Source organism: Dactylosporangium sp. CS-047395 (assembly GCF_050942185.1).
In the GTDB taxonomy this organism is placed as follows: Bacteria; Actinomycetota; Actinomycetes; order Mycobacteriales; family Micromonosporaceae; genus Dactylosporangium.
On the sequence record NZ_CP192015.1, the window covers coordinates 929,292 to 953,969 of the forward strand.

Annotated in this window: 22 protein-coding genes; 13 read left to right on the forward strand and 9 right to left on the reverse strand. The window is 72.5% G+C overall.

Features of this window, described 5'->3' with window-relative positions; genetic code table 11:
- Window positions 1–136 precede the first annotated feature (136 nt).
- From ACQP00_RS04340 to deoC, 3 genes are read right to left on the reverse strand one after another with little or no spacing between them, the layout of a single operon-like run.
- A complete protein-coding gene (locus ACQP00_RS04340) occupies window positions 137–994 on the reverse strand; it encodes an aldehyde dehydrogenase family protein (protein ID WP_433214632.1) in 858 nt (285 codons plus the stop codon).
- Window positions 984–2,414 carry an aldehyde dehydrogenase family protein gene (locus tag ACQP00_RS04345; RefSeq protein WP_433214635.1) on the reverse strand — a complete coding sequence of 477 codons (1,431 nt, stop codon included), beginning with the start codon at window positions 2,412–2,414 and terminating at the stop codon, window positions 984–986. The genes ACQP00_RS04340 and ACQP00_RS04345 overlap by 11 nt, the downstream gene beginning before the upstream one ends.
- A gap of 2 nt (window positions 2,415–2,416) precedes the next feature.
- Window positions 2,417–3,352 (reverse strand): deoxyribose-phosphate aldolase, encoded by a 936-nt coding sequence (deoC, locus tag ACQP00_RS04350; protein WP_433214638.1) that lies wholly within the window; start codon window positions 3,350–3,352, stop codon window positions 2,417–2,419.
- A gap of 25 nt (window positions 3,353–3,377) precedes the next feature.
- Here deoC and upp point away from each other — a divergent pair, with 25 nt between their 5' ends.
- From upp to ACQP00_RS04365, 3 genes are all read left to right on the forward strand, one after another.
- Window positions 3,378–4,019, forward strand: a complete 642-nt coding sequence (gene upp / locus ACQP00_RS04355; protein ID WP_433214641.1) for a uracil phosphoribosyltransferase — start codon at window positions 3,378–3,380, stop codon at window positions 4,017–4,019.
- Between the two features lie 89 nt (window positions 4,020–4,108).
- The gene (locus ACQP00_RS04360; RefSeq protein ID WP_433214644.1) at window positions 4,109–4,759 is read left to right on the forward strand and encodes a hypothetical protein; all 651 of its coding nucleotides are present in this window, start codon (window positions 4,109–4,111) and stop codon (window positions 4,757–4,759) included.
- Window positions 4,760–4,786: 27 nt separating this feature from the next.
- Window positions 4,787–5,170, forward strand: coding sequence for a hypothetical protein (locus ACQP00_RS04365; protein ID WP_433214647.1), 384 nt, complete (start codon window positions 4,787–4,789; stop codon window positions 5,168–5,170).
- On the opposite strand, the gene ACQP00_RS04370 is transcribed toward ACQP00_RS04365, so the two are convergent.
- Together ACQP00_RS04370 and ACQP00_RS04375 are read right to left on the reverse strand one after the other, a co-directional pair.
- The gene (locus ACQP00_RS04370; protein WP_433214650.1) at window positions 5,167–6,780 is read right to left on the reverse strand and encodes a phospho-sugar mutase; all 1,614 of its coding nucleotides are present in this window, start codon (window positions 6,778–6,780) and stop codon (window positions 5,167–5,169) included. The genes ACQP00_RS04365 and ACQP00_RS04370 overlap by 4 nt on opposite strands.
- A gap of 25 nt (window positions 6,781–6,805) precedes the next feature.
- Window positions 6,806–8,527 (reverse strand): serine/threonine-protein kinase, encoded by a 1,722-nt coding sequence (locus ACQP00_RS04375; RefSeq protein ID WP_433223684.1) that lies wholly within the window; start codon window positions 8,525–8,527, stop codon window positions 6,806–6,808.
- 808 nt (window positions 8,528–9,335) lie between these two features.
- Between ACQP00_RS04375 and ACQP00_RS04380 the strand changes: the two genes are divergently transcribed.
- On the forward strand, window positions 9,336–10,646 hold the full coding sequence (locus ACQP00_RS04380) for an amidohydrolase (protein WP_433214653.1): 1,311 nt from the start codon (window positions 9,336–9,338) through the stop codon (window positions 10,644–10,646).
- Window positions 10,647–12,951: 2,305 nt separating this feature from the next.
- On the opposite strand, the gene ACQP00_RS04385 is transcribed toward ACQP00_RS04380, so the two are convergent.
- Window positions 12,952–14,034, reverse strand: coding sequence for a DUF4349 domain-containing protein (locus tag ACQP00_RS04385; protein ID WP_433214656.1), 1,083 nt, complete (start codon window positions 14,032–14,034; stop codon window positions 12,952–12,954).
- A 107-nt stretch (window positions 14,035–14,141) separates the two neighbouring features.
- On the opposite strand from ACQP00_RS04385, the gene ACQP00_RS04390 reads away from it, so the two are divergent.
- Genes ACQP00_RS04390 through ACQP00_RS04405 form a run of 4 tightly spaced genes read left to right on the forward strand, consistent with a single transcriptional unit; the run spans window position 14,142 to window position 17,316 of the window.
- Window positions 14,142–14,774: an MBL fold metallo-hydrolase gene (locus ACQP00_RS04390; protein WP_433214659.1), complete on the forward strand. Its 633-nt coding sequence runs from the start codon at window positions 14,142–14,144 to the stop codon at window positions 14,772–14,774.
- Between the two features lie 9 nt (window positions 14,775–14,783).
- Entirely contained in the window at window positions 14,784–15,593 is an 810-nt protein-coding gene (locus ACQP00_RS04395; protein ID WP_433214662.1) for a hypothetical protein, read from the forward strand.
- Between the two features lie 58 nt (window positions 15,594–15,651).
- Entirely contained in the window at window positions 15,652–16,401 is a 750-nt protein-coding gene (locus ACQP00_RS04400; RefSeq protein WP_433214665.1) for an SCO6745 family protein, read from the forward strand.
- Window positions 16,402–16,410: 9 nt separating this feature from the next.
- A complete protein-coding gene (locus ACQP00_RS04405) occupies window positions 16,411–17,316 on the forward strand; it encodes a GNAT family N-acetyltransferase (protein WP_433214667.1) in 906 nt (301 codons plus the stop codon).
- On the opposite strand, the gene ACQP00_RS04410 is transcribed toward ACQP00_RS04405, so the two are convergent.
- Window positions 17,313–17,768, reverse strand: a complete 456-nt coding sequence (locus ACQP00_RS04410; RefSeq protein ID WP_433214670.1) for a gamma-glutamylcyclotransferase family protein — start codon at window positions 17,766–17,768, stop codon at window positions 17,313–17,315. The genes ACQP00_RS04405 and ACQP00_RS04410 overlap by 4 nt on opposite strands.
- 164 nt (window positions 17,769–17,932) lie before the next feature.
- Between ACQP00_RS04410 and ACQP00_RS04415 the strand changes: the two genes are divergently transcribed.
- Window positions 17,933–19,336, forward strand: a complete 1,404-nt coding sequence (locus ACQP00_RS04415) for an NAD(P)H-quinone dehydrogenase (protein WP_433214673.1) — start codon at window positions 17,933–17,935, stop codon at window positions 19,334–19,336.
- A 120-nt stretch (window positions 19,337–19,456) separates the two neighbouring features.
- On the opposite strand, the gene ACQP00_RS04420 is transcribed toward ACQP00_RS04415, so the two are convergent.
- Together ACQP00_RS04420 and ACQP00_RS04425 are read right to left on the reverse strand one after the other, a co-directional pair.
- On the reverse strand, window positions 19,457–19,999 hold the full coding sequence (locus tag ACQP00_RS04420; protein ID WP_433214675.1) for a 2'-5' RNA ligase family protein: 543 nt from the start codon (window positions 19,997–19,999) through the stop codon (window positions 19,457–19,459).
- Window positions 19,972–20,784, reverse strand: coding sequence for an Fpg/Nei family DNA glycosylase (locus ACQP00_RS04425; RefSeq protein ID WP_433214678.1), 813 nt, complete (start codon window positions 20,782–20,784; stop codon window positions 19,972–19,974). The genes ACQP00_RS04420 and ACQP00_RS04425 overlap by 28 nt, the downstream gene beginning before the upstream one ends.
- Window positions 20,785–20,974: 190 nt before the next feature.
- Here ACQP00_RS04425 and thrS point away from each other — a divergent pair, with 190 nt between their 5' ends.
- The 4 genes from thrS to ACQP00_RS04445 all read left to right on the forward strand — a co-directional run bounded on the left by thrS (window position 20,975) and on the right by ACQP00_RS04445 (window position 24,567).
- Window positions 20,975–22,198: a threonine--tRNA ligase gene (thrS, locus tag ACQP00_RS04430; protein WP_433214681.1), complete on the forward strand. Its 1,224-nt coding sequence runs from the start codon at window positions 20,975–20,977 to the stop codon at window positions 22,196–22,198.
- 134 nt (window positions 22,199–22,332) lie between these two features.
- Complete coding sequence (locus tag ACQP00_RS04435) at window positions 22,333–22,950, forward strand: DUF3152 domain-containing protein (RefSeq protein WP_433214684.1); 618 nt, start codon at window positions 22,333–22,335, stop codon at window positions 22,948–22,950.
- A 58-nt stretch (window positions 22,951–23,008) separates the two neighbouring features.
- A complete protein-coding gene (locus ACQP00_RS04440) occupies window positions 23,009–23,518 on the forward strand; it encodes a SigE family RNA polymerase sigma factor (RefSeq protein ID WP_433214687.1) in 510 nt (169 codons plus the stop codon).
- On the forward strand, window positions 23,515–24,567 hold the full coding sequence (locus ACQP00_RS04445) for a hypothetical protein (protein ID WP_433214690.1): 1,053 nt from the start codon (window positions 23,515–23,517) through the stop codon (window positions 24,565–24,567). Before ACQP00_RS04440 ends, ACQP00_RS04445 begins: the two co-directional genes overlap by 4 nt.
- The last annotated feature ends 111 nt before the right edge of the window (window positions 24,568–24,678 follow it).

Genomic DNA, 24,678 nt, shown 5'->3' on the forward strand with positions numbered 1-24,678 from the left:
CGCGAGGAAGCGGGCCGGGAAGACCGGGAAGACTGGCGGGCCACTGTGACCTCCGTAGTCGGGCTCGGCGTGCGGGCACACCAGGGCGTGTGTGGCCTCGCGCACAAAACACCCTAGTGTGCACGTTGTGCGGCGGTCAGACCCCCTTGGGGTGCCAGACCGTCTTGATCTCCAGCAGCGAGAGCATGCGGGAAACGCCGGGGTCGCCGGTCCAGTCGGGATCGCTCGGTCGGATCACCCGCTTCAGGTTTTCCGCCGCGGCCGCCTCCAACTCCTTCGCGAGTGTGGTGTCTGTCACACCGGTCAGATCGATGGCGTTCACGTCCATGTGCGCGGCGAGCCAGGGCGCCATCTCGGGCACCTTGCCGGTGAGGATGTTGACCACCCCGCCGGGCAGGTCGGAGGTGGCCAGCACCTCGGCCAGGGTGACGGCGGGCAGCGGCCGGTCGGGCGAGGCGAGCACGACCACGGTGTTCCCGGTCACGATCGCGGGCGCGATCACGCTCACCAGCCCGAGCAACGAGGACGCGGCGGGCGCGACGATCCCGACCACGCCGGTCGGCTCGGGCGCGGAGAGGTTGAAGTACGGTCCGGCGACCGGATTGGCCCCGCCGTGCACCTGCGCGATCTTGTCGGCCCATCCGGCGTACCAGACCCAGCGGTCGATCGCGGCGTCGACGACCTCGGGGCCCGCGCCCTCCGCCGCCGCCACCTCCTCGACGAACTGCGACCGGCGGCCCTCCAGCATCTCGGCGATCCGGTAGAGGATCTGTCCGCGGTTGTAGGCGGTCGCGCCCGACCACTTGGCCACGGCCCCGCGCGCCGCCTTCACGGCGTCGCGGACGTCCTTGCGGGAGCCGAGCGCGGCGTTGGCGAGGAAGTCGCCCGAGGTCGACTGCACCTGGTAGGACCTCCCCGACTCACTGCGGGGGAACGCGCCCCCGATGAACAGCTTGTACGTCTTGCGGACGGCCAGCCGGCCTTCAGTGCTCAAGGTAGGCCTCCAGCCCGTGCCGGCCACCCTCGCGGCCGTAGCCCGACTCCTTGTACCCGCCGAACGGCGAGGTCGGGTCGAACTTGTTGAACGTGTTGGCCCACACGACCCCGGCGCGCAGCTTGTCGGCGACCTGCAGGATCCGCGAGCCCTTCTCGGTCCAGACGCCGGCCGACAGCCCGAAGGGCGTGTTGTTGGCCTTCTCCACCGCCTCGTCGGGCGTGCGGAAGGTCAGCACCGACAGCACCGGCCCGAAGATCTCCTCGCGGGCGATCCGGTGCGCCTGGGTCACCCCGGTGAAGATCGTCGGGGCGAACCAGAAGCCGCGGTCGGGCAGCTCGCACGGGGCCGACCAGCGCTCGGCGCCCTCCTGCTCGCCGATCTCCGACAGCTCCCGGATGCGGGCCAGCTGGGCGGCCGAGTTGACCGCGCCGACGTCGGTGTTCTTGTCCAGCGGGTCGCCGACGCGCAGCTGGGCCATCCGGCGCTTGAGGGCGGCCAGGAAGTCCTCGGCGATCGACTCCTGCAGCAGCAGCCGCGAGCCCGCGCAGCACACGTGGCCCTGGTTGAAGAAGATGCCGTTCACGACGCCCTCGACCGCCTGATCGATGGCGGCGTCGTCGAAAACGATGTTCGCGGCCTTCCCGCCGAGCTCCAAAGTGACCCGTTTATCGGTACCGGCCACCGCCCGCGCGATCGCCCGCCCGACCTCGGTCGAGCCGGTGAACGCCACCTTGTCGATCCCCGGGTGCTCGACCAGCAGCCGGCCGGTGTCGCCGGCCCCGGTGATGATGTTGACGACGCCCGGCGGCAGCTCGGCCTGCCGGCAGATGTCGGCGAAGAGCAGCGCGGTCAGCGGCGTGGTCTCGGCCGGCTTCAGCACGACCGTGTTCCCCGCGGCCAGCGCCGGTGCGATCTTCCAGGCCAGCATGAGCAGTGGGAAGTTCCACGGGATGACCTGGCCGGCCACGCCGAGCGGGCGGGGGTCGGGGCCGAAGCCGGCGTACCCGAGCTTGTCCGCCCACCCCGCGTAGTAGAAGAAGTGCGCGGCCACGAGCGGGATGTCCACGTCCCGCGACTCGCGGATCGGCTTGCCGTTGTCCAGCGACTCCAGCACGGCCAGCTCGCGGCCGCGCTCCTGGATGATCCGGGCGATGCGGTACAGGTACTTCGCCCGCTCCCGCCCCGGCATCGGTCCCCAGACCTTGTCGTAGGCGTGCCGGGCGGCGCTCACCGCGGCGTCGACGTCGGCCGCGTCGGCGTTGGCGATCTCGGCGAGGGTCTCCTCGCTGGCGGGGTTGATCGACTTGAACGGCTCGCCCTTGCCGTCGACGAACTCGCCGCCGATGAACAGCCCGTAGGACGAGGCGATGTCGACGATGGCGCGCGACTCGGGCGCGGGGGCGTAGGAGAAGTCCATCGCTAGTCCAGGGTGAAGTAGTCGGGGCCGCTGTACTGGCCGGTGGCAAGCTTGGTCCGCTGCATGAGCAGGTCGTTGAGCAGCGTCGAGGCGCCGAAGCGGAACCGGTCCGGGTCCAGCCAGTCGGGGCCGGCGGTCTCGTTGACCATCACGAGGTACTTGATGGCGTCCTTGGCGGTGCGGATGCCCCCGGCCGGCTTCACGCCGATGATCCGGCCCGTCTCGGCCCGGAAGTCGCGCACCGCTTCGAGCATGACCAGCGTCACCGGGAGCGTGGCGGCCGGCTGCACCTTGCCGGTGGAGGTCTTGATGAAGTCGGCCCCGGCCAGCATCGCCAGCCAGGAGGCGCGGCGCACGTTGTCGAGCGTGGCCAGCTCCCCGGTCTCCAGGATGACCTTGAGGTGGGCCTCCCCGCAGGCCTCCTTGACCGCCGCGATCTCGTCGTGCACCTCGGCGTAGCGGCCGGACAGGAACGCGCCGCGGGAGATCACCATGTCGATCTCGTCGGCGCCGTCGGCGACCGCGGCCCGGGTGTCGGCCAGCTTCACCGCGCGCGGGGCCTGACCGGAGGGGAAGGCCGTGGCCACGCTGGCCAGGTGGACCTTCGACCCGCGCAGGGCCTCGGCGGCGGTGGCGATCATCGCGGGGTACACGCAGATGGCCGCGGCGCTCGGGCAGCTCGGGTCGGCCGGGTCGGGGCGCACCGCCTTGGCGCACAGCGCACGCACCTTGCCCGGGGTGTCCGAGCCCTCCAGCGTGGTCAGGTCCACCATGCGGATCGCCAGGTCGAGAGCCTGGGCCTTGGCCGTCGTCTTGATCGACCGGGTGCCCAGCATCGCGGCGCGCTGCTCGGCGCCGACCTGATCGACTCCCGGCAGCCCGTGCAGAAAGGTCCGCAGCGCGCCTTGTGAGCGTGCGACCTCGGCGGTGAGGGTCATGTCCCAAATACTAGGCTCTCGGTTTGTGGACGTACTCGTGGTGGATCACCCCCTGGCCAAGTCGCGGCTGACCGCGATGCGTGACGAACGTACCGACAACGGGGCGTTCCGTGCCGCGTTGCACGAGCTCACGACGATGCTCGTGTACGAGGCGGCGCGCTCGTTCGCCACCGAGCAGTTCGCGGTCAAGACGCCGGTGGCGACGACCGAGGGCACCCGGCTGGCCAACCCGCCGCTGCTCGTGCCGGTGCTGCGGGCCGGGCTGGGCATGTCGGACGCGGCCCTGGCGCTGCTGCCGGAGTCGTCCATGGGGTTCGTGGGGCTGGCGCGCGACGAGCACACCTTCGAGCCGCGGGCCTACATGGAGTCGCTGCCCCGCGACCTGTCCGGCATCCCGGTGCTGGTCCTCGACCCGATGCTGGCCACCGGCGGCTCGCTGGAGCACTGCGTGCGGCTGCTGGTCGACCGCGGCGCGACCGACATCACCGTGCTGTGCGTGCTCGCGGCCCCGGCCGGCATCGAGCGGCTGGCCAACTCCGGGCTGCCGATGCGCCTGGTCACCGCGGCGATCGACGACCACCTCAACGAGAAGATGTTCATCGTCCCGGGCCTCGGCGACGCGGGCGACCGGCAGTTCGGCGGCATGCCCCGCTTCGGCGATTCTTAAAAAGCTCCTTAATTCCGGTCGCCGCAACGGGGGAAAGCGGCCTCCTGACCTTGAAGGGGTGAACGGGGGCGGATTTACGTTGGCCCTCGATGAGGTACCGGAAGAACGTCATGCTGTTGGCCGCGATCGTCCTGGCCCTGACCGGCTCGGGCGCGATCGCGGCGGCCATGCTGCGGGAACCGGTCGCGCGGTTGGCCGAGGCCGACCCGCGGCAGGGGCTCGAGCAGCGCCGATGTGCGGTCGACGCCAAGCTCGTGCCGCGGTGCGGGCTGTTGTGGGGCGTCGCCCCGGGCGCGTTCACCGACCTTCCGGCGGGCCGGGCGCTCGGCAACTTCGAGCGCACCACGGGCCGTCCGGCCGACGTTCTGCACTCGTATCACCGCGGCGACGAGGTCTTTCCGACGGCCGATGAGATCGCGGCGGTACGGCAGCCGCGCAAACGCATTCTCTTCGCGAACTGGAAGGTCGCCTGGAACACCACCTGGGCGGACGTGGCGGCCGGGGGCGAGGACGCGCGGATCGACACGGCCGCGGCCCGATTCAAGGCGTTTCCCGGCACCATGTTCCTGGCGCTGCACCACGAGCCCGAGAACGACGTGCGCAGTGGCGGCGGGATGACGGCCCGCGACTATGCCGCGATGTTCCGCCACACGGTGCAGCGGCTGCGGGCCGACGGCGTGAAGAACGTCGTGTTCGTACTCGTGTACATGGCCTATCAGCCCTGGTGCGAGCAGGACTAGTTCGAGGACCTGTACCCCGGCGACGACGTGGTGGACTGGATCGGCATGGACCCGTACCTGTTCGCCAAGCCCGGCGGGTACGGCTTCGGCGACTTCTCGTATCTGGTCAATCACACGACGAATCCGGCGCGATGGCCCGGCTTCTATTCGTGGGTCACCAAGGAGCACGGGAACAAGCCGCTCATGGTGGCCGAATGGGGCGTCTACGAGCACACCGCCGACCCGGCCCAGAAGGCCTGGATCTTCTCCACGGTCGCCCAGCAGATCGGGCGCTTCCCGGCAATCCGGGCGCTGGTGTACTTCGACTCGCCCAACGCCCCGAAGGGCGACACGCGACCCGACTCGTCCCAGCCCGCCCTGCGCGAGTTCAAGAAGCTGGCCGAGTCCCAGACCTTCGACGTGACGCTCTAGATGCCGAGGGCCGCGGCGATCTGGGTGCGCAGCGCGACCAGGGCGGCCGCCGCGCGCTCCCGGGCGCCCGGGAGGTCGGCCGGGCCGGTGACCGGCTCGACCACCTCCAGGTAGGCCTTCAGCTTGGGCTCCGTCCCCGACGGGCGCACCACGACCCGGGTGGTGCCGGCCCGCAGGATCACCACGTCGGACTCGGGCAGCCGGTCCTCGACCGTGCGCACCGGCTCGTCGAGCAGGTCGGCCGGCGGGCGGGCCCGGATGGTCGCCATCATCGCGGCGATGTCGGCCAGGTCCTCGACGCGCACCGAGAGCTGGTCGGTGGCGTGCACCCCGTGCCGGAGCGCGATCTCGTCCAGCCGGTCGCCGAGGGTGCGCAGCTCGGCCTTGAGCCCGGCGGCGAGCTCGCAGACCAGCAGGGCGGCGGTGATCCCGTCCTTGTCGCGGACCAGCTCGGGCGCGACGCAGTAGCCGAGCGCCTCCTCGTACCCGTAGACCAGGTCGTCCCCGGCCCGCACGATCCACTTGAACCCGGTCAGCGTCTCGCCGTAGGGCAGGTCGCGGTCCGCGCACAGCCGGGAGAGCAGGCTGGAGGAGACGATCGTGGTCGCGTAGCGGCCGCGCACCCCGCGGCGCATGAGGTGGTCGGCGAGCAGCGCCCCGACCTCGTCGCCGCGCAGCTGGCGCCACACCCCGCCGTCGGCGTAGGCGACCGCGCACCGGTCGGCGTCCGGGTCGTTGGCGACGGCGATGTCGGCGCCCTCCCGCGCGGCCAGGGCCAGCAGCAGGTCGGTGGCGCCGGGCTCCTCCGGGTTGGGGAAGGCCACCGTCGGGAACTCGGGGTCGGGCTCAGCCTGCTCGGCGACGACGAACGGGGCCGGGTAGCCCGCCGCGGCCAGCGTGGCCTCGAAGACCTCGCGGCCGACGCCGTGCATGGGGGTGTACGCCACGGCCAGCTCGCGCGGCACCGCGGGATCGATCACGCCGACCGCCGCGTCGACGTAGTCGCGCACGATCCGCTCGTCGAGGACCTCGCCGGGCGGGCCCAGCGGCACCTCGGCCAGCGGCCCGACCGCGCGGATCGCCTGCTCGATCTCCGCGTCGGCGGGCGGGACGAGCTGGGCGCCGTCGGCGAGGTACACCTTGTAGCCGTTGTCCTGCGGCGGGTTGTGGCTGGCGGTGACCATGACGCCGGCCGCCGCGCCGTGCCGGCGGACCGCGAAGGCGAGCACCGGGGTCGGCAGCGGCCGGGGCATGAGCAGCGCGCGGCGGCCGGCCCCGGTGGCGACCCGGGCCGTCTCGACCGCGAAGGCGTGCGAGCCGTGCCGGGCGTCGTAGCCGATGACCAGCGGCCGGTCGTCGGGCCCGGCGGTCTCGGCGGCGAGCCAGCGCACCAGCCCGGCCGCGGCCCCGCGGACGACCGCGAGGTTCATGCCGTTGGGCCCGGCCCGCAGCGGCCCGCGCAGCCCGGCGGTGCCGAACCGCAGCGGGCCCGCGAACCGGTCCGCGAGCTCCGCCTCGTCCTCCAGCACGCCCTGGAGCTCGTCCCGGCTGGCCGGATCGGGATCGTCGGCCAGCCAGGCCTCGGCCACAGCGCGAAGGGTGGAGGTCATCTGCCCTTCATAACACGGGTCGGGTTCAGTTCGACGGGGGAGTCACCTTGAAGCTGGTGACCATCTCTTCGAAGATCGCCTTGCTCTCCTCGAACCGCGAGTCGGGCACGGTGACGAAGAAGTGGTACGCCTTGCCGTTGACCACGACCGCGTCCCACAGCGCGTGCCGCAGGTGGTCGCCCGAGCCGCAGGTGTACTCCAGGATCGCCGACGTCTGCCCGTCGAGCTTGCCGTCGGAGAAGTTGACCCGGCCGTACGGCGTCTCGCAGCTGGACGGGGTCGACTTGAGCCGGTTCTCGGCCGACTCCAGGAACTGCCGGGGCGCCGCCGAGGTCTTCTCGATGTTGACCCGGATGCGGCGGTTCGCGTCGGCCGGGTCGGTGATGTCGAAGTACGGCGTGGCCGCCGCTCCCAGCTGCTTCTTCGTCCAGCCCTTGGGCACGCTGACCGAGATGCCGCCCGGGTGCGTGAACGGCTCCACCTCGAACGCCGGCGCGGCCGGCGCGCTGGAGCGGCCCGCGGTGGGCTGCTGGCCCTTGTCGTCGCCGTCGCCGGAGAACAGCCCGGAGGCGGCGCCGATGCCGAGGAACAGCACCAGCACGACGGCGGCCGCGACCGCCGCCTTCATCCAGCTCGGGGCGGCCTTGGCCCGGTCGAGCAGGCCCGCCCCGGCGCCCCCGCCGAAGGTCGTGCCGTGCTTGGGCGGGGTGGCCGTGGTCGGGCCCTGGGCCCAGTCGTCCTGGGCGTACTCGGGTGCGTACGCGTTGTAGGCGTCGGCCCCGGTGCGCTCCAGCTCGACCTCGGGCGCGCCGCCCTGGGCCGGTGCCCCGGAGTGCATGCGCCGCAGGGCGCCGCTGACCGTCTCGCCGGGGGCCATCATGGCCCGGCCGCCGATCTGGCCGCTCGGCTGCTGCGGGTGCACCATGGTCGGCTGGTGGGCCGGGCGGACCACCGCGTAGGGGTCGGTCATGTGCGCCGGCGCGTTGCTGGCCAGCGGCCCGGCGAGCAGGTCACGCAGCACCGCGCGGGCGGTCTCGATGTTCCAGCGGCGGGCCGGGTCCTTCTCCAGCAGCCCGTAGAGCACCCCGGCCAGCGGCCCGGCGCGCATCGACTGCGCCGGCGGCTCCTCGACGACGGCCCGCATGGTCTCGAACGGGTCGCGCTTGTCGAACGGCGGGCGCCCCTCGACGGCCGTGTACAGCGTCACACCCAGCGAGAACAGATCGCTCGGCGGGCCGAACTTGGCCCCGATCGCGCGCTCGGGCGAGATGAAGTGCGGCGAGCCCAGCACCATGCCGGGCGTGGTCAGCTCGCTGTCGGTGGGCATCCGGGCCACGCCGAAGTCGGTGAGCACGCACCGCCCGTCACCGCAGATGAGCACGTTGGCCGGCTTCACGTCGCGGTGCAGCACCCCGGCGGCGTGGGCCACCTCGAGCGCGCCGAGCAGCGCGATGCCGATCTTGGCGACCGCCCGGGCGGCCAGCGGGCCGTCCTCGACGATCATCTCGGCCAGGCTGCGGGCCTGCAGCAGCTCCATGACGATCCACGGGCGGCCGGCCTCGGTCACGACGTCGTACACCTGCACGACCGACGGGTGCGACAGCGCGGCGGCCGCACGGGCCTCGCGCAGGGTCCGCTGATACATGGAGTCGCGGTCGCTCGGCGCGAGGCCGGGCGGGAGGATGACCTCCTTGACCGCCACGTCGCGGCGTAGCAGCGTGTCGCTGGCACGCCAGACCGTGCCCATGCCGCCGTGTCCGATGGCGGTGCGCAGGGCATAGCGCCCGCCGATCACCACGCCGGGCGCGGCCCGCTGCCCCGGCACCGGGGGAGCGGTCGAGCCTGGTTCGCGGGGTTCGCGGGCGGGTCCGTTGGAGGGGGAGTCGGAGCCGTGCGCAGGTTCGCGCCCGGCTCCGGCCGAGGCCAGAGCACCGGTGGGTGGCAGGGGCTCGCCGTGCCACGTCGGAAGCTGAGTCACAGGCAGTAAACCGTCATGGGAGGGGGAGGTTGACTTCTCGCCCCACTATCTTGCTTGCTCTTGGCTTCGGAAGAAAGGTGGGGTTCGGTCCTTCACCGTACCGTGACCCGCATACAACGGACCGTGTCGGTCGGGTCGCCCTGCGGACGGCCGGAGGATTGAATTCGTTCATCCGGGGAACCTGAACAGTTGGATGAAGCGTCTACGCAGGTGACGGAAACCGATCGGGAACATCGGCGACTCGTCTTTCCTGGATTCTGCACCGCGACGGCCGATTGTCGGACGAGGAGTCCGACGCCTTCCGTCACTGTGCGTTGAATGTTGGCGACGCTGTCCAGGGTGTGAGACGGGCTTCAGGCCGAAAAGTCATCACGACAACGCGTGACCGAAGTGATGGTCGCGCGTTAGAGAGGGTGTGGTGGCGCCTGCGGTTCGGCGCCTTTAGCAGCGGTTAAGTGACGCTCAGCTATTCCGGCATCACGAGAATGATGTTGCGCTCCGTCACCTTGACCCGGTTAGTCTGTCCATGGCACGCATGGGGCGGGCCGCTCCTTTAGACCGAAATAGAGAACTCACCGTGACGAGAGCGCTGACCCTGACCGAGACCGCCGCAACGCCGGCGCGCACGGTTGGCAAGTCGTCGTCGTCGAGGGCCGAGCGGCTGTCCGAGGGCTGGCCCGAGACACCACCTGGAGCCGACCCGCTGCCCGGGCAGCTCGACCGCTGGCTCGCCTCCCGGGGCGCCGAGCTGGTCGCGACCCGGCGGCACATCCACGCCCACCCCGAGCTTTCCGGCCACGAGTTCGAGACGGCCGCGCTCGTCGCGCGCGAGCTGACCCGGGCCGGCCTTTCGCCCCGCATGCTGCCCAAGGGCAACGGCGTCATGTGTGACATCGGTCGCGGCGAGCGCGTCATCGCGCTGCGCGCCGACCTCGACGCGCTGCCGCTGCCGGACACCAAGGACGTGCCGTACCGCTCGACCGTCGACAACGTCTGCCACGCCTGCGGCCACGACGTGCACACCACGATCCTGCTCGGCGTCGGCCTGGCCCTCGCCCAGCTGGCCGAGCGCGGCGAGCTGCCGGGCCGGGTGCGCCTGCTGTTCCAGCCGGCCGAGGAGACCATGCCGGGCGGTGCGCCCGAGGTGATCGCGGCCGGCGGGCTCACCGACGTCGCCGCCATCTTCGCCCTGCACTGCGCGCCCCAGCTGCCCGTCGGCCTGGTCGGCGTGCGCTCCGGGCCGTTCACCGCGGCCGCCGACAAGATCGAGGTCCGGCTCACCGGCCGCGGCGGGCACACCGCCCGCCCGCACCTCACCGCCGACCTCGTGCACGCCCTCGGCCGCATCCTGGTCGACGTGCCGTCGTTGCTCGACCGCAAGCTCGACGCCCGGGCCGGGGTCTCCATGGTCTGGGGCGCGGTGCGCGCCGGCGAGGCCGCCAACGCCATCCCGATCGAGGGCACGGCGCGCGGCACGATCCGGGTGCTCAGCCGCGAGGCCTGGAAGGAACTGCCGGAGCTGGTGACCAAGCTGATCCACGACGTCATCGCGCCGACCGGTGCGGATGTCGAGGTGACGTACACCCGCGGCGTTCCTCCGGTGGTCAACGACCGGCTCGCCACCGCGATCATCGCGGGCGCGGCCGGGGCCGCCCTGGGCGCCGACCGCGTGGTCGAGGCCGAGATCAGCATGGGCGGCGAGGACTTCGCGTTCTACCTCGACGGCGTGCCCGGCTCCATGATCCGCCTCGGCACGGGGATCCCCGGCTCCGAGACGAAGTTCGACATCCACCAGTCGGCCTTCGACGTCGACGAGCGCGCGATCGGCCACGGCGTGCGGATCATGGTCCACACGGCGCTCGCAGCGCTCAGCGCGGGTGCTTTCTAGGCGGCCTGGACCGGTCCCGGAAGGTCAGCCGCTGTATGGGCGCCTTGGCAGCGGGGTCTACCCGGTTATGTCCTGAACAACAGTGGGGGAGCTCCGCTCCACCCACACCCCCTCAAAACCGCACCTGGTTTTACCGATAGCAGACAGCGAAGGTCGTGCACGTCTGGTAGACCGGGGGCCGTGGTCACCGAGCTGCGCGTGCACGGCGTCACCGGCTCTCCGGCTGAGGACATGTTGGACCGGCCCCTGCTGCGGCGGGTGGCCGGAGACACCGATGCGGGGTTCTTCCGCCCGCGCACCGAATACGGGGCGGTCACCGGCCCGGGCGGGGCGACGCTGGAAGGCTATCGGTGGGGCAACCTCACCGCCGGGGCCGCTGCTCGCGCGTTGTGGTTGCTGTTGCTGCCGTTCATGTTCGCCAATGTGGCGCTGTGGCTGCGCCCGGCCACCAAGGCGGGCCCGCGGGCGGTGATCCGGGCCCTCGTGCGGGTCTACGCGCTGTCCATGACGGGGTCGTTCGTGCTGTCGTTCACCGAAGTGGCGGTCGACCTGGTCGGCTGGCAATGCGCGAGCCTGCCGCGGTGCCTGGACGGGCGCGGATATCTGGCGCTGTTCGCGGACGGGTTCTTCGCCACCACCAGCCGGCGGCTTGCGCTCGGGGCGCTCGGGCCGGTGGTCGCCATCGGGTTCCTGTGGTTTCTGGGGCGGCGGACGTGGGCGCGGTACGAGGCGTTCCCGGCCCAGACCGAGGGCGACGGGGACGGGCTCGCCCACCCGTGCTTCTGGAACGGCAAGCCGCTCGTCGGCCGGCTCCGCTCGCTGCACATCGCGTTCGCCTTCGGCACGCTCGACGCGATCCTGCTGGCCAACCTGCTGCCGCACGGGTGGCGTCCGCTCGGGCTGGTGCTGGCCGGGCTGACCGGGCTGATCCTGCTGCTGTGCGTGGTCGCGGTGGCGGTGCGCGCGGTCGTCGACCGGGACAACCCGGCGCGCTGGGCGCGGCCGTTCACCCGGCTGCTCAGCCACGGCGCCGTGGTGCTGACCGCGCTCGTGCTCGGCTACGCGCTGCTGCCCCGGGATCCGTGGGTCGCGGGCGGGCGGTTGCCGCAGCTGGGCGGTACCGTGACGGGGCTCTTCGCAGTTCAGGTCGTGCTCATGCTGGTGCTGGGCGCCGTGGTGCTCGCCAGCCGGCCGCCCGGGACGTTCCTGCAGGGGCTGGCCGGGCCGCTCATCGCCTCGGCCGGGCTGGGCGTCGCGGTGGCGTTCTCGGCCGGCCTGGCCTACCGCGTCGCCGACTTCCTCGACCGCCGCTCGCGCCCCTCGTCGGCCGACTACGCCGGCTGGCACCCGCTGCAGCCGCCGGCCGCCTACGAGTGGGCCGCGGCCGGGTTCGTCCTGCTGCTCGTACTCACCGTGATCGTGGCCGTGGCCGGCGGGCTTCCGCTGGTGCGGCGGCTGCGGCGGCAATCCCGGGCGGTCACCGACGCCGACTTCAGCGGCGGCCGCGCGCGCGACGCCGAGCGGGCCAAACACATCGACCGCGCCGTCGCCGACGCGCTCGTCACCGACCACATCGGACGGATGCTGGTCTGGGTGTTCATCCCGGCCGCGCTGGCCGCCGTGGTCGCCACCGGGTTCGCGCTCGCCGGGCGACGGCCGATCGCGCTTGCCCGGTCGGGCTCGGCCGGGGCCGAGGTGCTCTCCTTCGCGGTCAACCTCGGCACGTACCTCATCGGCTTCTCCGCGTTCGCGCTCGTGCTGATCGGCGTGCTGGCCTACCGGTACCAGCGCTTCCGGCGGATCGTGGGCGTGCTGTGGGACCTGGGCACGTTCTGGCCCCGCGCGGCGCACCCGCTCGCCCCGCCCTGCTATGCCGAGCGCGTGGTGCCGGAGCTGGCCCAGCGCGCCTCCTGGCTGGCGGCCGAGCAGGGCGGCGTGATCCTCTCCGGGCACAGCCAGGGCACCGTGCTCGTGGCCGCCACGGTGCTGCAGATGCCACCCGAGGCGCAGGCGCGCACCGCCCTGCTGACCTACGGGTCGCCATTGCGCCGTTTGTACGGCCGGTTCTTCCCCGCCTACCTCAGTGACCCGGTGCTGGAGCAGGTCGGTGGGGTGCTCGGCGGCCGCCGGTGGATCAACCTGTGGCGGGACACCGACCCCATCGGCGGGCCGGTGCAGACCCCGACCGCGGTGGACCAGCGCCTCGTCGACCCGCCGGCGTTCGCCGTCCAGCCCGGCGACACCGTGTACCCCAAGGTCGACGGGCACTCGGCCTACCAACTCCGCCCCGAGTTCGGAGCGGTCGTCAGCGCTCTTGCGGCTTCGCTGGCTCGTCCTCCAGCGGAGCCTCCTTCGGAGCGTCCTGCGGAGCCGGACGCTGCACCGGCGGAACCGGCTGCGCCGCCGCTGCGGCGGGAACCGGAGCCGGCCGCTGGACAGGCGGAGCAAGCTGTGCCGCCACCGCGGCGGGAACCGGAAGCGGCGCCGGCCGCGGGCGGCGATAGCGCCTGAGGAGCCAGACCAGCAGCCAGATCGGCAGGCCCAGGAAGAGCGCCCACGGCAGCAGCCAGCCCAGCACGGTCAGTGCCACCCGCAGCGAGGCCACGAACGCGTTCCAGCCGTTGCGCAGGCCGACCAGGATGCCGGTGTCCTCTTCGGACACCGTCGGGGCGTCCGGGCCGTGCAGCACCAGGGTGATCGTGGACAGCGCGGTCAGCCCGTCGAGCTTGCGCTTGCGGGCCTGCAGCGACTCCAGGTCGGACTCGCGCCGGGACAGCTCCGACTCGAGCGAAGTGATCTCGCCGATCGTCTGCGCCCGGGCCAGCAGCGCGCGGATGCGGTCGACGCTGGCCTGCGCGGTGGCGATCCGGGACTCCACGTCGACCACCTGGTCGGTCACGTCCTGGGCGGTGAGCTGCCGGTTCTCCTCGTCGCCGAGGTTCTTGAGCTGGTCCAGGGTGGACTGGAACTTGTCGGCCGGCACCCGCAGGGTGAGCGTCGCGGTCGAGCTCTGCCCGTCGATCTGCCGGTTGTCGCCGCCGATGAAGCCGCCCGCCCCCGTGGCGAACGCGATCGCCTGCGCGGCGGCGACGTTGACGTCCTTCACCTCGACGGTCATCGAGCCGGAGTAGATGATGGCCCGGTCGGTGGTGGACAGGTTGTCCGGCACCTTCTGCTCGGCCCCGCCCTGCTCCTTGCCCGCGTCCGCCGGGAAGTCACCGCCCGCCCCGGCGGCGGCGTTGTCCTGCGCGGGGGCCACGGCGGGTCCGGGGCCGGCGTTGCTACCACTCGTCGCCTTGTCGGCGGCGGACGAGCCGCACCCGCTCAGCGCGAGGACGATCGCGCCGGCCGCCGCCGCGAGGAACACGGTGGTGCGCCTGACTGACATGACGCCTCCTGGGTAGGGTCCTGTGGGGGTTGTGCCGGTCCGACGCCGAGCGCGCCGCGGCCGTTCCACCCGTGCGGGTCACGTTTCTGCCACGAGGAGGTCTCCGGATGCGCATCACGAAGTACACGCACGCCTGCCTGCGGATCGAGCACAGCGGCGGGGTGCTGGTGATCGATCCCGGGGTGTTCAGCGAGCCGGAGGCCCTGGAGGGCGCCGACGCGGTGCTCATCACCCACGAGCACGTGGATCACGTCGACCTCGACAAGCTGCGCGCGGCCGCGGCCCACCAGCCGGCGCTGACCGTCCACACCCACCCCGACGTCGAGGCCACGCTGACCGACCTCGACGCCGACGTCTTCCCGGTCAACCCGGGCGACACGTTCGTCGCGGCCGGCATGACCGTGCGCGCGCACGGCGGGCAGCACGCGGTCATCCACCCCGACATCCCGCGGATCGTCAACGTCGGCTTCACCATCGACGGCCCCGACGGCCCGATCTACCACCCGGGCGACTCGTACTTCGTGCCCGACGAGCAGATCGCCACGCTGTTCGTCCCGGTCTCGGCGCCGTGGCTCAAGCTCGCCGAGGCGATCGACTTCGCCCGGGCGGTCAAGCCCGAGCGCGCCTTCGCCCTGCACGACGGCCTCTACGTGGACGCGGGGCAGCAGATGGTCACCGGCCACATGACGCGCCTGTCCGGCACGCACTACACGCGCCTGGATCCCGGTACGACCATCTAGCGTGAATGCATGGCAGACGCCCTCGCCGCCGTGGTGGCCCGGCTGTACTCCGCCGCGCCCGAGGACTTCATCCCGCTGCGCGGCGAGGAGGTGGCCAAGGCCCGTGCGGCCAAGGACACCGGGCTGGCCGCGGCGATCGGGAAGCTGCGCAAGCCCACCGTCGCGGCCTGGCTGGTGAACCGGGTGGCCCACGAGCGCCCGGAGCTCATCGCCGAGCTGCTGGAGCTGGCCGAGGAGCTGCGGACCGCCCAGCGCGAGCTGCGCGGGGCGGACCTGCGGGAGTTGTCGGTGCGGCGGCGCAGTACCGTGGCCGCCCTGGCTCGTGAAGCGGTGAAGCTGGCCGGTCGCGGCTCCGCGGGCAATCTCCCCGTGGCCGAGGTCGAGGCCACCTTCGCCGCCGCGCTCGCCGACCCGGACGTGGCGGCCGAGGTGCGGGCGGGGCGGTTGACGAAGGCGTTGGAGTACACCGGCTTCGGTGAGACTCCCCGGCCCAACCTGCGCCTGGTCAAGGGCGACGACGAAGGCGGCGGCTCGTCGTCGGCGACGGTGACCCCGGTCCGCTCCGCGCCGGACGAGAGCGAGAAGGAGCGGCGGGCCGAGGCCCGGCGGCGCGAGGAGGAGCGCCGGCGGGCCGAGGAGGAGCACGCCCGGCTGGTCAAGCAGGCCCGGCGGGAGCTGATGACCGCCTTGCAGCAGGTCGCCGACGCCGAGAACGCCAAGGCCGAGGCGGAGCGGGCGGTGGCCGCGGCCGACAAGGCGATCAAGCAGGCCGAGAAGCGGGTCAAGATCGCCCAGGACGCGCTGGCCGATCTGGGCTGACACCGTTCCACCGTTCAGTGCCTCGCCGTGATCCATGCGGGAGGGCAGAATGACCCGGGTGACTCCCGAGCAGGCGGCCGCCGCGGCGAAGCAAGCGGTGCTGGTGTTGGGCGGCGCGTTCAGCGACGACCCCAAGACCATGCGCCGGGCCCGTCAGATCGGCCTGACCGGCTGGGCCTTCTACGTCGCCGGGCGCGGCGGCGCGCTGGGTGACGTGCGCGCCGACACCGTCGCCGCCGCGCTGGGCTTCATCGCCCCGGAGGCGGTGCAGGACGGCTGGGACGCGGCCCGCAAAGTCGCCCCGCCGGAGCAGATCGCCGCCGACAACCTCGACGAGTGCTGCCGCTGGGGCCGCGAGCACCTGGAGAGCTTCTATGCCCTGCCCAAGCTGGTCGAGCTGGCCGAGCGGGTGGTGGTCAGCGCCGAGACCGCGGGCATGCCGCTCTTCGCCGCCTGGCGGGCCATGCCGCTGCCGGACGACTCGCCGGGGGCCCGGGCCGCCGTGCTGGCCCACCTGCTGCGCGAGCACCGCGGGTCGGCCCACCTGCTCGCCATCCGGGCCAGCGGCCTCACCCCGCTGGAGGCGATCATCTCCGGCCCGGACGGCGAGGCGGAGGCGACCGCGTTCGGGTGGCAGCCGCCGTACCCCCCGTTCGAACCCCTCGTCCGCCGGCGCAGCTGGGCCGAGGCCCTGACCGACCGCATCGCCGGCGAGGCGTTCAAGTCGCTCACCCCGGCCGAGCGCATCGAGCTGGTGAATCTGCTCGAAGCCGCCGTGCAGTCCGTCAAGGAGGCCCTGCCGGGCTAAGTTGCTCCCATGGAGCTGACCGTCCGCGGGTCCTCGCTGCGCGACGTGGCCGCGATCCTGTCCATCACGCGGGCGAGCGACATCGCGTCCACGGGCGAGCCGGACTGGACCGAGGACGAGGTCGTCGCCACCCTCACCGCGCCCGACCTGGACCCCGCCGTCGACACCTGGCTGGCCTTCGGGCCGGACGGGAGCCCGCTGGCCTGGGCGTACGTGGACAACCCGGAGCGCAGTGAGCGCGACAACGTCGAGGTCTACGCGGTGCCGGGGGCCGGACCCTTCACCTTCGGCCCGCTGCTCGACCTGGCCCTGGCCCGCATCGCCGAGCGAGGGGCGGCGATCGTGCAGGCGGGGGTGGTACCGGCGGAAATCGCGTATGTCGAGGCGCTGACCGCCCGCGGCTTCGCCTTCCGCCTGCGCCGGGCCCGGATGACCCGGGAGCTGACCGGGCAGGAGCGGCCACCGGACGCGCGGTTCGGCGTCCGGGTGATGCGGGAGGACGACCTGCCCCGCTTCCACGAGGTCTTCCAGACCGCGTTCGCCGATCTCGCCGACCACGTGCCGCAGGACTTCGCGACCTGGCGGGCGTCGCTGGCCGCGCTGCCCTCGGTGAGCTGGGACGAGTGGCTCGTGGCGGAGTCCGGCGGCGTGATCGTCGGCATCCTGCAGTCGTCCGACCAGGGCGTCGAGCGCGGCGAGGGCTGGGTGAAGAACCTGGCCGTGCTGCGCGAGCACCGCGGGACCGGGATCGGCCGCGCGCTGCTGGAGGCCGCGTTCGCCGTCTACGCCGCGAAGGGGCGCACGACGGCCGGGCTGGGGGTCGACGTCACCAACCCGACCGGGGCGTACCAGCTGTACACCAGCGCCGGCCTGACCGCGGCGTTCGCCGCGGACATGTACGAGCTGGTGCGCTAGGGCATCGCGGTCTTGGTCGGGCGGCCGCGCAGGTCCTCGAGGTAGTCCTCGGGCGCGCCGGCCTTGGCCGCGGCGTTCGCGATCTCGGCCAGGTACCACGCGGTGGGCAGGCCGCCCTCGTAGCCGGCGAACACGTAGACCCAGGCGGTCTCCTCGCCGTCCAGGGTCGCCACGCGCAGGTGCAGCTTGCGGTAGGTCCCGGCGAGCGCGCCCTCGACCTCGTCGAGCTGCTTTTCGTCGTTGGGGTGCACGTCGTACAGCGCCACGAAGACCCGGTCGCCCGGCGACTCGACGATCGTGGTGACCGAGCCCTCCCAGCCGAGGACGTCCTCGCCGGCGAAGGTCAGGCGCCAGCCCTCGAGCCAGCCGGTCCCGATCATCGGTGAATACGGACAGTAGGCCCGCATGCGGGCAGGGTCCAGGTTCGAGCCATACGCGGCGTAATGACGCACGGCGATGACGATAAACCCGACCGGGTGCAGGAGAGAATACTGCAGAGCGTGTCGGATTCGGATCCACTCGTCGGCGCGCCCTGGCCGTACGGGTGGGGTGAGTCGGGCGCGATTGCCGTGGCGAGGGAGAATGAGGCGATAACAGCCGAGGAGGGGTGACTGGCGTGGGCCGGATCGTGATCATCGGAGGTGGCCCGGCGGGCTACGAGGCGGCCCTGGTCGCCGCTCAGCTCGACGCCCAGGTGACCGTGATCGAGGCCGAGGGAGCCGGCGGCGCCTGCGTGCTGCACGACTGCGTGCCCTCCAAGACCTTCATCGCCAGCTCGTCCGTGGTCACCGCGCACCTGGACACGGAGGCGTTCGGGGTCATCGGACCCGCCGGGCCGGACGTGCGGGTGGACGGACCGGCCGTGCACCAGCGGGTCAAGCGGTTGGCCCACGCGCAGTCCAGCGACATCCAGGCCAAGCTCGTGAAGGCCGGTGTGGAGTTCGTCACGGGCACGGCGCGCCTCGGCGAGGATACGCTCGGTCACACTCACACCATCCAGGTGACGCCGGCCGATGGTGACGCTCCGTATTCGATTGCCGCCTCCACGGTGCTGATCGCCACCGGCGCGACGCCCCGGGTCCTGGCCAGCGCGGCGCCGGACGGGGAGCGGATCCTCGACTGGCGCCAGGTGTACGACCTGCCGAAGCTGCCCGACAAGCTGATCGTGGTCGGCTCCGGGGTCACCGGCGCCGAGTTCGCCTCCGCCTACCTGGCCATGGGCGTGGACGTGACGCTGGTGTCCAGCCGCGACCGGGTCATGCCGCACGAGGACCCCGACGCCGCGATGGCGATCGAGCGGGTCTTCCGCACCCGGGGCATGACGATCCTCAACAACTCCCGCGCCGCGGCCGCCCGCCGCACGGCCGACGGGGTCGAGGTCGAGCTGGCCGACGGCCGCGTCGTCGAAGGCTCGCACGTGCTGATGTGCGTGGGTTCGGTACCGCAGACCTCCGCTCTCGGCCTGGCTGAGTACGGCGTCGAGGTCGCCAAGGGCGGCTACGTCACCGTCGACCGGGTCTCGCGCACCAACGTGCCCGGCATCTACGCCGCCGGTGACTGCACGGGCCTGCTGCCGCTGGCGAGCGTCGCGGCCATGCAGGGCCGGATCGCCATGTGGCACGCGCTCGGGGAGGCGGTCGCCCCGCTGAAGCTGCGGACGGTCGCGGCCAACGTGTTCACCGACCCGGAGCTCGCGTCGGTCGGCATCACCCAGTCCGACATCGACACCGGCCGGGTGCCGGCCCGCGCGGTGATGCTGCCGCTGGCCGGCAACGCCCGGGCCAAGATGGACGGCCTCGACGACGGCTTCGTGAAGATCTTCTGCCGACCGGCCTCGGGTCTGGTGGTCGGCGGAGTCGTGGTCGCCCCGAAAGCCAGCGAGCTGATCATGCCGATCGCGATGGCGGTGGAGAACCACCTGAGCGTCGACCAGCTGGCCCACACCATCACGATCTACCCGTCGATCTCGGGCTCGATCTCAGAGGCCGCCCGCCAGCTCATGCAGCACGACGAGGACTAGACCCACTGTATGGGCGCCCGAGCACTATGCCTTACAGCGTTATGTCCTGAAAAGCAGTGGGGGAGCAAGCTCCACCCACACCCCCTCAACACCGCACCGCGTCCTACGGGTCGCAGGACGTCATGCTATTTCGCGGAAGATGCCCCGGGCGTAGTCCGCGACGGCTGCCCGGGTCACGGTGGCCTCGATCGGCAGGGACTCCAGGCAGCGGCGCAGGGCGTCGGTGAGCAGGGGGCGGGGCACCCGCATGGAGACGGTCGAGTGCGGGACCCACTCGCCCGGCTCGTACAGCGGCAGCGACACCATCCCCGCCGCCGTCAGCAGCCCGTGGATCCGGGCCTGGTGCGCGACCAGCTCCGGGGTGGGTGCCGGGCCGAGGAACACCACGCGGCCCACGAACACGCCGGTGTACTGGAAGTTGACCCGCAGCGGCGCCGCGACCCGGGTGCCGGCCAGCGCCGCGGCCACCGCCTCCGGGTCGAGCTGCCGGGCCACGCTCAGGGTGACGTGCGGGCGGTGCTGGCCGTTGTGCGGGGTGCGCAGCGACTGGACGCCCAGCTCCTCGAGCTGGTCCCAGAGCACCCGGATGCGGCGGGTGGCGCGCTCGTCGAGGTACATCTCGACCGACGCGACCATCAGCGGGCCCGCTGGCAGCGCGGGCACCAATAGGCGTTGCGCGCGTTGAGCACCGCGGTGCGCACGGGCGTGCCGCAGACCAGGCACGGCTGGCCCGTACGGCGGTACACGTACACCTCCCCGCCGTGCCGGTCGACCCGCGGCGCGCGGCCCATCGCCTCCGGCGTGTGTGCACTGTGGACGGTGTCGATGCGCCCCTCGGCCACGCCCGCGCGCATGAGCACGCGCAGGTCCTGCCAGATCGCCTGCCACTTGCGCCGGCTCAGTTTCGTGCCGGGCGCCGTCGGCGGCAGGCCGGCCCGAAAAAGCGACTCGGTCACGTAGATGAGCCCGGCCCCGGCGACGATCGACTGGTCCATGAGCAGCGCCATGAGCGGACGCCCGGAGCCCTTGATGCTGTCGTACGCCCGACCGCCGTCGCTGTCGTCGTCCAGCGGATCCGGCCCCAGGCGGGCCAGCAGCGCGTCGAGGCGCGGCGGGTCGAGCAGCTCGCAGGCGGCCGGTCCGCGCAGGTCGAGCCAGTGCTCGCCGTTCGCCATGCGCATGCGGACCTCGCCGACCGGCGCGGGCGGCTCGCCGTCGCCGTCGGTGACCTTGCCGTACAGCCCGAGGTGCACATGCACCACCGCGCCGCCCGCGTAGTGGTGGAACAGGTGCTTGCCGTGCGCGGAGGTGTCCTCCAGCTCGCGGCCGTCGACGCGCGCGGCGTCCGCGGCGAAGCGCCCCTGCGGGCTGGCGACGGCGACCGGGCGGCCCGCGAAGAGCTTGCGGTGCCGCTCGGCGAGGCGGTGGATGGTGTGACCTTCGGGCACCGGGCATTTATACCCGGACCGATCGCGTGGCGGCGCGCTATTCTCGGTGGCATGAGTCGCAGCGCACTTGTCACGACGACGCCGGGAATCCCCCGGCGGCGCTGATCGACGTCAGCTTTGCTCCGGGGCGCTGCGCTCCGGAGCTTTTTTGTGGTCCGCGGCGGGCGCTCCCCTGAAAAAGGAGACCGACATGCAGGACCACCGCCGGCTCGGCCGCGAGCTCGAGCTGTTCCACTCCGACCCGCTCGTCGGCGCCGGGCTGCCGATCTGGCTGCCCAAGGGTGCCGCCGCCCGGCGTGCCGTCGAGGACTATCTGCTCGACCTGGAACGCCGGCACGGCTATCAGCACGTGTACTCCCCGCCCCTCGCCAAGGCCGAGATGTACTACAGATCCGGGCACCTGCCGCACTACGCGGACGACATGTTCCCGCCGATGGAACTGGATGCGGACAATGCGTTCGTGCTGCGGCCGAGCCTCTGCCCGCACCACGCCGCGGTGTTCGCCGCGCGCGGCCGCTCGTACCGCGAGCTGCCACTGCGCGTCGGGGAGATCGGCGGGCAGTACCGGGCCGAGCGCTCGGGCGTGCTCGGCGGGCTGTCCCGGGTGCGCGCGATCTCGCTCAACGACGGGCACGTCTTCTGCGCCGACGACCAGGTCGAGGCCGAGGTGCTCGCGGCGCTGGAGGTGATGCGGGAGGCGCACCGGGCGCTGGGTTTCGCACCGGCGTCGTGGCGGCTGTCGCTGCGCGGGGACGGGCCGAAGTACGTCGACGACCCGCCGATGTGGGCGCGCGCGACCGCGGTGCTGCGCGGGGCGCTCGAGGCCGCGGGCGTGGACTACGTGGAGGCGGCGAACGAGGCCGCGTTCTACGGCCCGAAGATCGACATCCAGCTGCTCGACCACGCCGGCCGGGAGAGCACCCTGGCCACCGTCCAGGTGGACTACTACATGCCGAAGCGGTTCGAGTTGTCCTATGTGGACTCCGACGGCGCCCGGAAGCGGCCGGTGATGGTGCACCGCAGCGCCGCGGGCAGCATGGAGCGGCTCTTCGCGCACCTGATCGAGGTGCACGACGGCGCCTTTCCGGCCTGGTTCGCGCCGGTCCAGCTGGAGATCCTGCCGATCGGGGACGCGGACGTGCGCGGGTTCGCCGGCCGCGCCCGCGCGCTCGGGCTGCGCGTCGAGGAGTCGTACGACGGGAGCCTGGCCGCCCGCATCCGCGACGCCGCCCAGCGCCGGGTGCCCTTCGTGGCGGTCCTGGGTGCCAAGGAGGTCTCGTCCGGCACCGTCTCGCTGCGCTCCCGGGACGGCTCGGTCGCGGTGCGCTCGGTGGCGGACGCGCTCGAATTTCTGGCGAATGCCTGCGCCGCGCCTAAACAAGACGAGGCCTTGGCGCCGTCTGTGTCCATGTGAACGTCCTTCGCACGGTTGGTGCGGGGCTCGCGGTGCTCGGTCTGGCCGCCTGCTCCGCACCCGCCGTCTCCGCCCCTTTGCCGGCAACACAGCCATCAGCGTCGCCCAGCGCCGTGGAGGCGGCGCGCGGCCCCGTGAACGCACCGGTTCCCCAGATCGACTACCCCAAGGAGGGCGGCGGCAGCTATGAGGTCGCCGCGGCCGGAGGTCCCGTTATTGGTACCACCGGTCAGCTGCTCACCTACCGCATCGCCGTCGAGCGCGACATCACGGGCATCTCGGCCGCCGCGTTCGCCGAGTCGGTCGAGGCCGTCTTCGCCGATCCGCGCAGCTGGCCCGGGACCGGCAAGTGGCGGCTGCGCCGGGCCGGCTCCGGGGACCGCTACGACTTCACGATCTACCTGGCCACCCCGGCGACCCGGGACAAGCTGTGCGCGAGCTCGTTCGACCGGTACACCAGCTGCCGCAACGGCAACAGCGTGGTGGTCAACGTCGCCCGCTGGGCGCACGGGGTGCCGGACTACGGTGCGGATCTGGCGACGTACCGGCAGTACGTGATCAATCATGAGACCGGGCACCGGCTCTACCACGGCCACGAGCTGTGCCCCGGCCCCGGCCGGCCCGCGCCGGTCATGCAGCAGCAGACGCTCGGCCTGCACGGCTGCGTGGCCAATGCCTGGCCGATCGTCGACGGCAAGGCGTATTCGGGGCGCTCCGGGCAGTACGACGACCCGACTCCGCGCGACCCGTAAACGTACGGGTGGTCGTCCCTCGTCTACGCAGGTGGAACCACCGCCGCTGGAGGGGTCTGTGCAGGTCGATTTCACCGAGTTCGTGCTCGGGCGGTCGCATGCCCTGCTCCGCTTCGCCTACCTGCTGACCGGGGACCGTCACCTCGCCGAGGATCTCGTGCAGGAGGCGCTCGTGCGGGCGCACCGCCGCTGGTCCGGCATTCTCTGGGACGAGGGTCCCGAGCCCTACGTGCGAAAGACGATGCTGCGGCAGTACCTCTCGTGGCGCCGCCGCCGCTCCTTCGCCGAACGGCCGATCGCCGAGATCCCCGAGCGCCCGACCGGGGACGAGGCGCACCGCCTGGCCGAGACCGACGCGATGTGGACCCTGCTCCGCACGCTCCCGCGCTCGCCGCGTGCCGTCGTGGTCCTGCGCTACTACGAGGACCTCCCGGACGCGGAGATCGCCCGGCTCCTCGGCTGCTCCGAGTCCACCGTTCGAGTGCACGCGTTCCACGCCCTGAAGAAGCTTCGTGCGGCCCTGGCGAACGACCGGGATGCCGTGTCCGCGCCGGGAGGCAGATCATGAACGACGACGAGGTCGAGGACCGGCTTCGCGACGCCCTGCGCCAGTTCGCGGTGGCCGCGCCGCCGGGTGGAGCGATGCTGAGCACGGTCACCACGGAGTCGGCCCGCCGCGGCCGGCGCACCCGGATGGCCGCCCGCGCCACCGGCATCGTGGCCCTGGTGGCGATCGGGGCCGGGCTGCCCTACGCGTTGCGCGGCGGCGCTGACGACCTGTCCCCGGTGCCGGCGGCCCCGCCCGGCGTGGGCTCGTCGGCCGCGGTCGCCGACGAGACCGACCTGGTGCCGTCCACGGTGCCGGCCTCGGTCACCTTCCCCTTCGCGGCCCCGGCCGGCGCGGGCTACGGCGAGCCGGTGGTGATGCTGGCCGCCGCCCGCCCGACGCTGCTGCAGACGCTGGCGGCGGGGGAGGGGGTGAGCGTGACGCTGTACAGCGAGCGGCCCGCCCCGCCGACCTCGAAGGCCCGGGCGGACGCGGCGAAGATCGGCGGTCTGCCCGCCACGGTGTACCAGTGGTCCTGGTCCGATGACGACGCCACGAACCCCGACTCCGGGGTGCGCGCGTCGCTGGTCTGGCAGCCGTCGGGCTCGTCCTGGCTCCGGTTGGACGCCGATTCGGGTGTACCGCTCGAGCGCCTGACCGACTACGCCGCCTCCCTGCGGCCCGGGCTGCAGAAGGCCGCCGCCCCGTTCACGTTCAAGGTGATGCCGGCCGGCTGGACCGTCGACAACATCAGCGGCGCGGTGGTCACCTTCGCCCCGCCCGGCGTCGCACCGGACCAGTCCTTCGTCGACAAGATCGCGGTGCAGCTGGACGAGACGCCCGGGCTGGAGCCGAAGCTCGCCGGCCCGGAGACGGTGCCGGTCGACGTCGGCGGCCGCAAGTCCTGGCTGACCACCACCCCGGAGGGCCAGTACCTGCAGATTCCGGCCGGGGACGGGCACTCCGTGCTGCTGCAGATCGGCGCGCGGGCGGTCCTGCCGCCGGACGTGCTGCTGCTCTTCGCGGCCGGCATCGTGGTGAACCCGTCGGCCCAGGTGAGCCACGGGTGAGTGGCGGTTAGGGCGGTCGCCGGGCGGGGAGTACCCGTCCGGCGGCGCTTGTCAGCGGTTTCGCCCCGGGGTCAGATATCGGATGAATCGCCCGTAACCCCGCGTATGTTG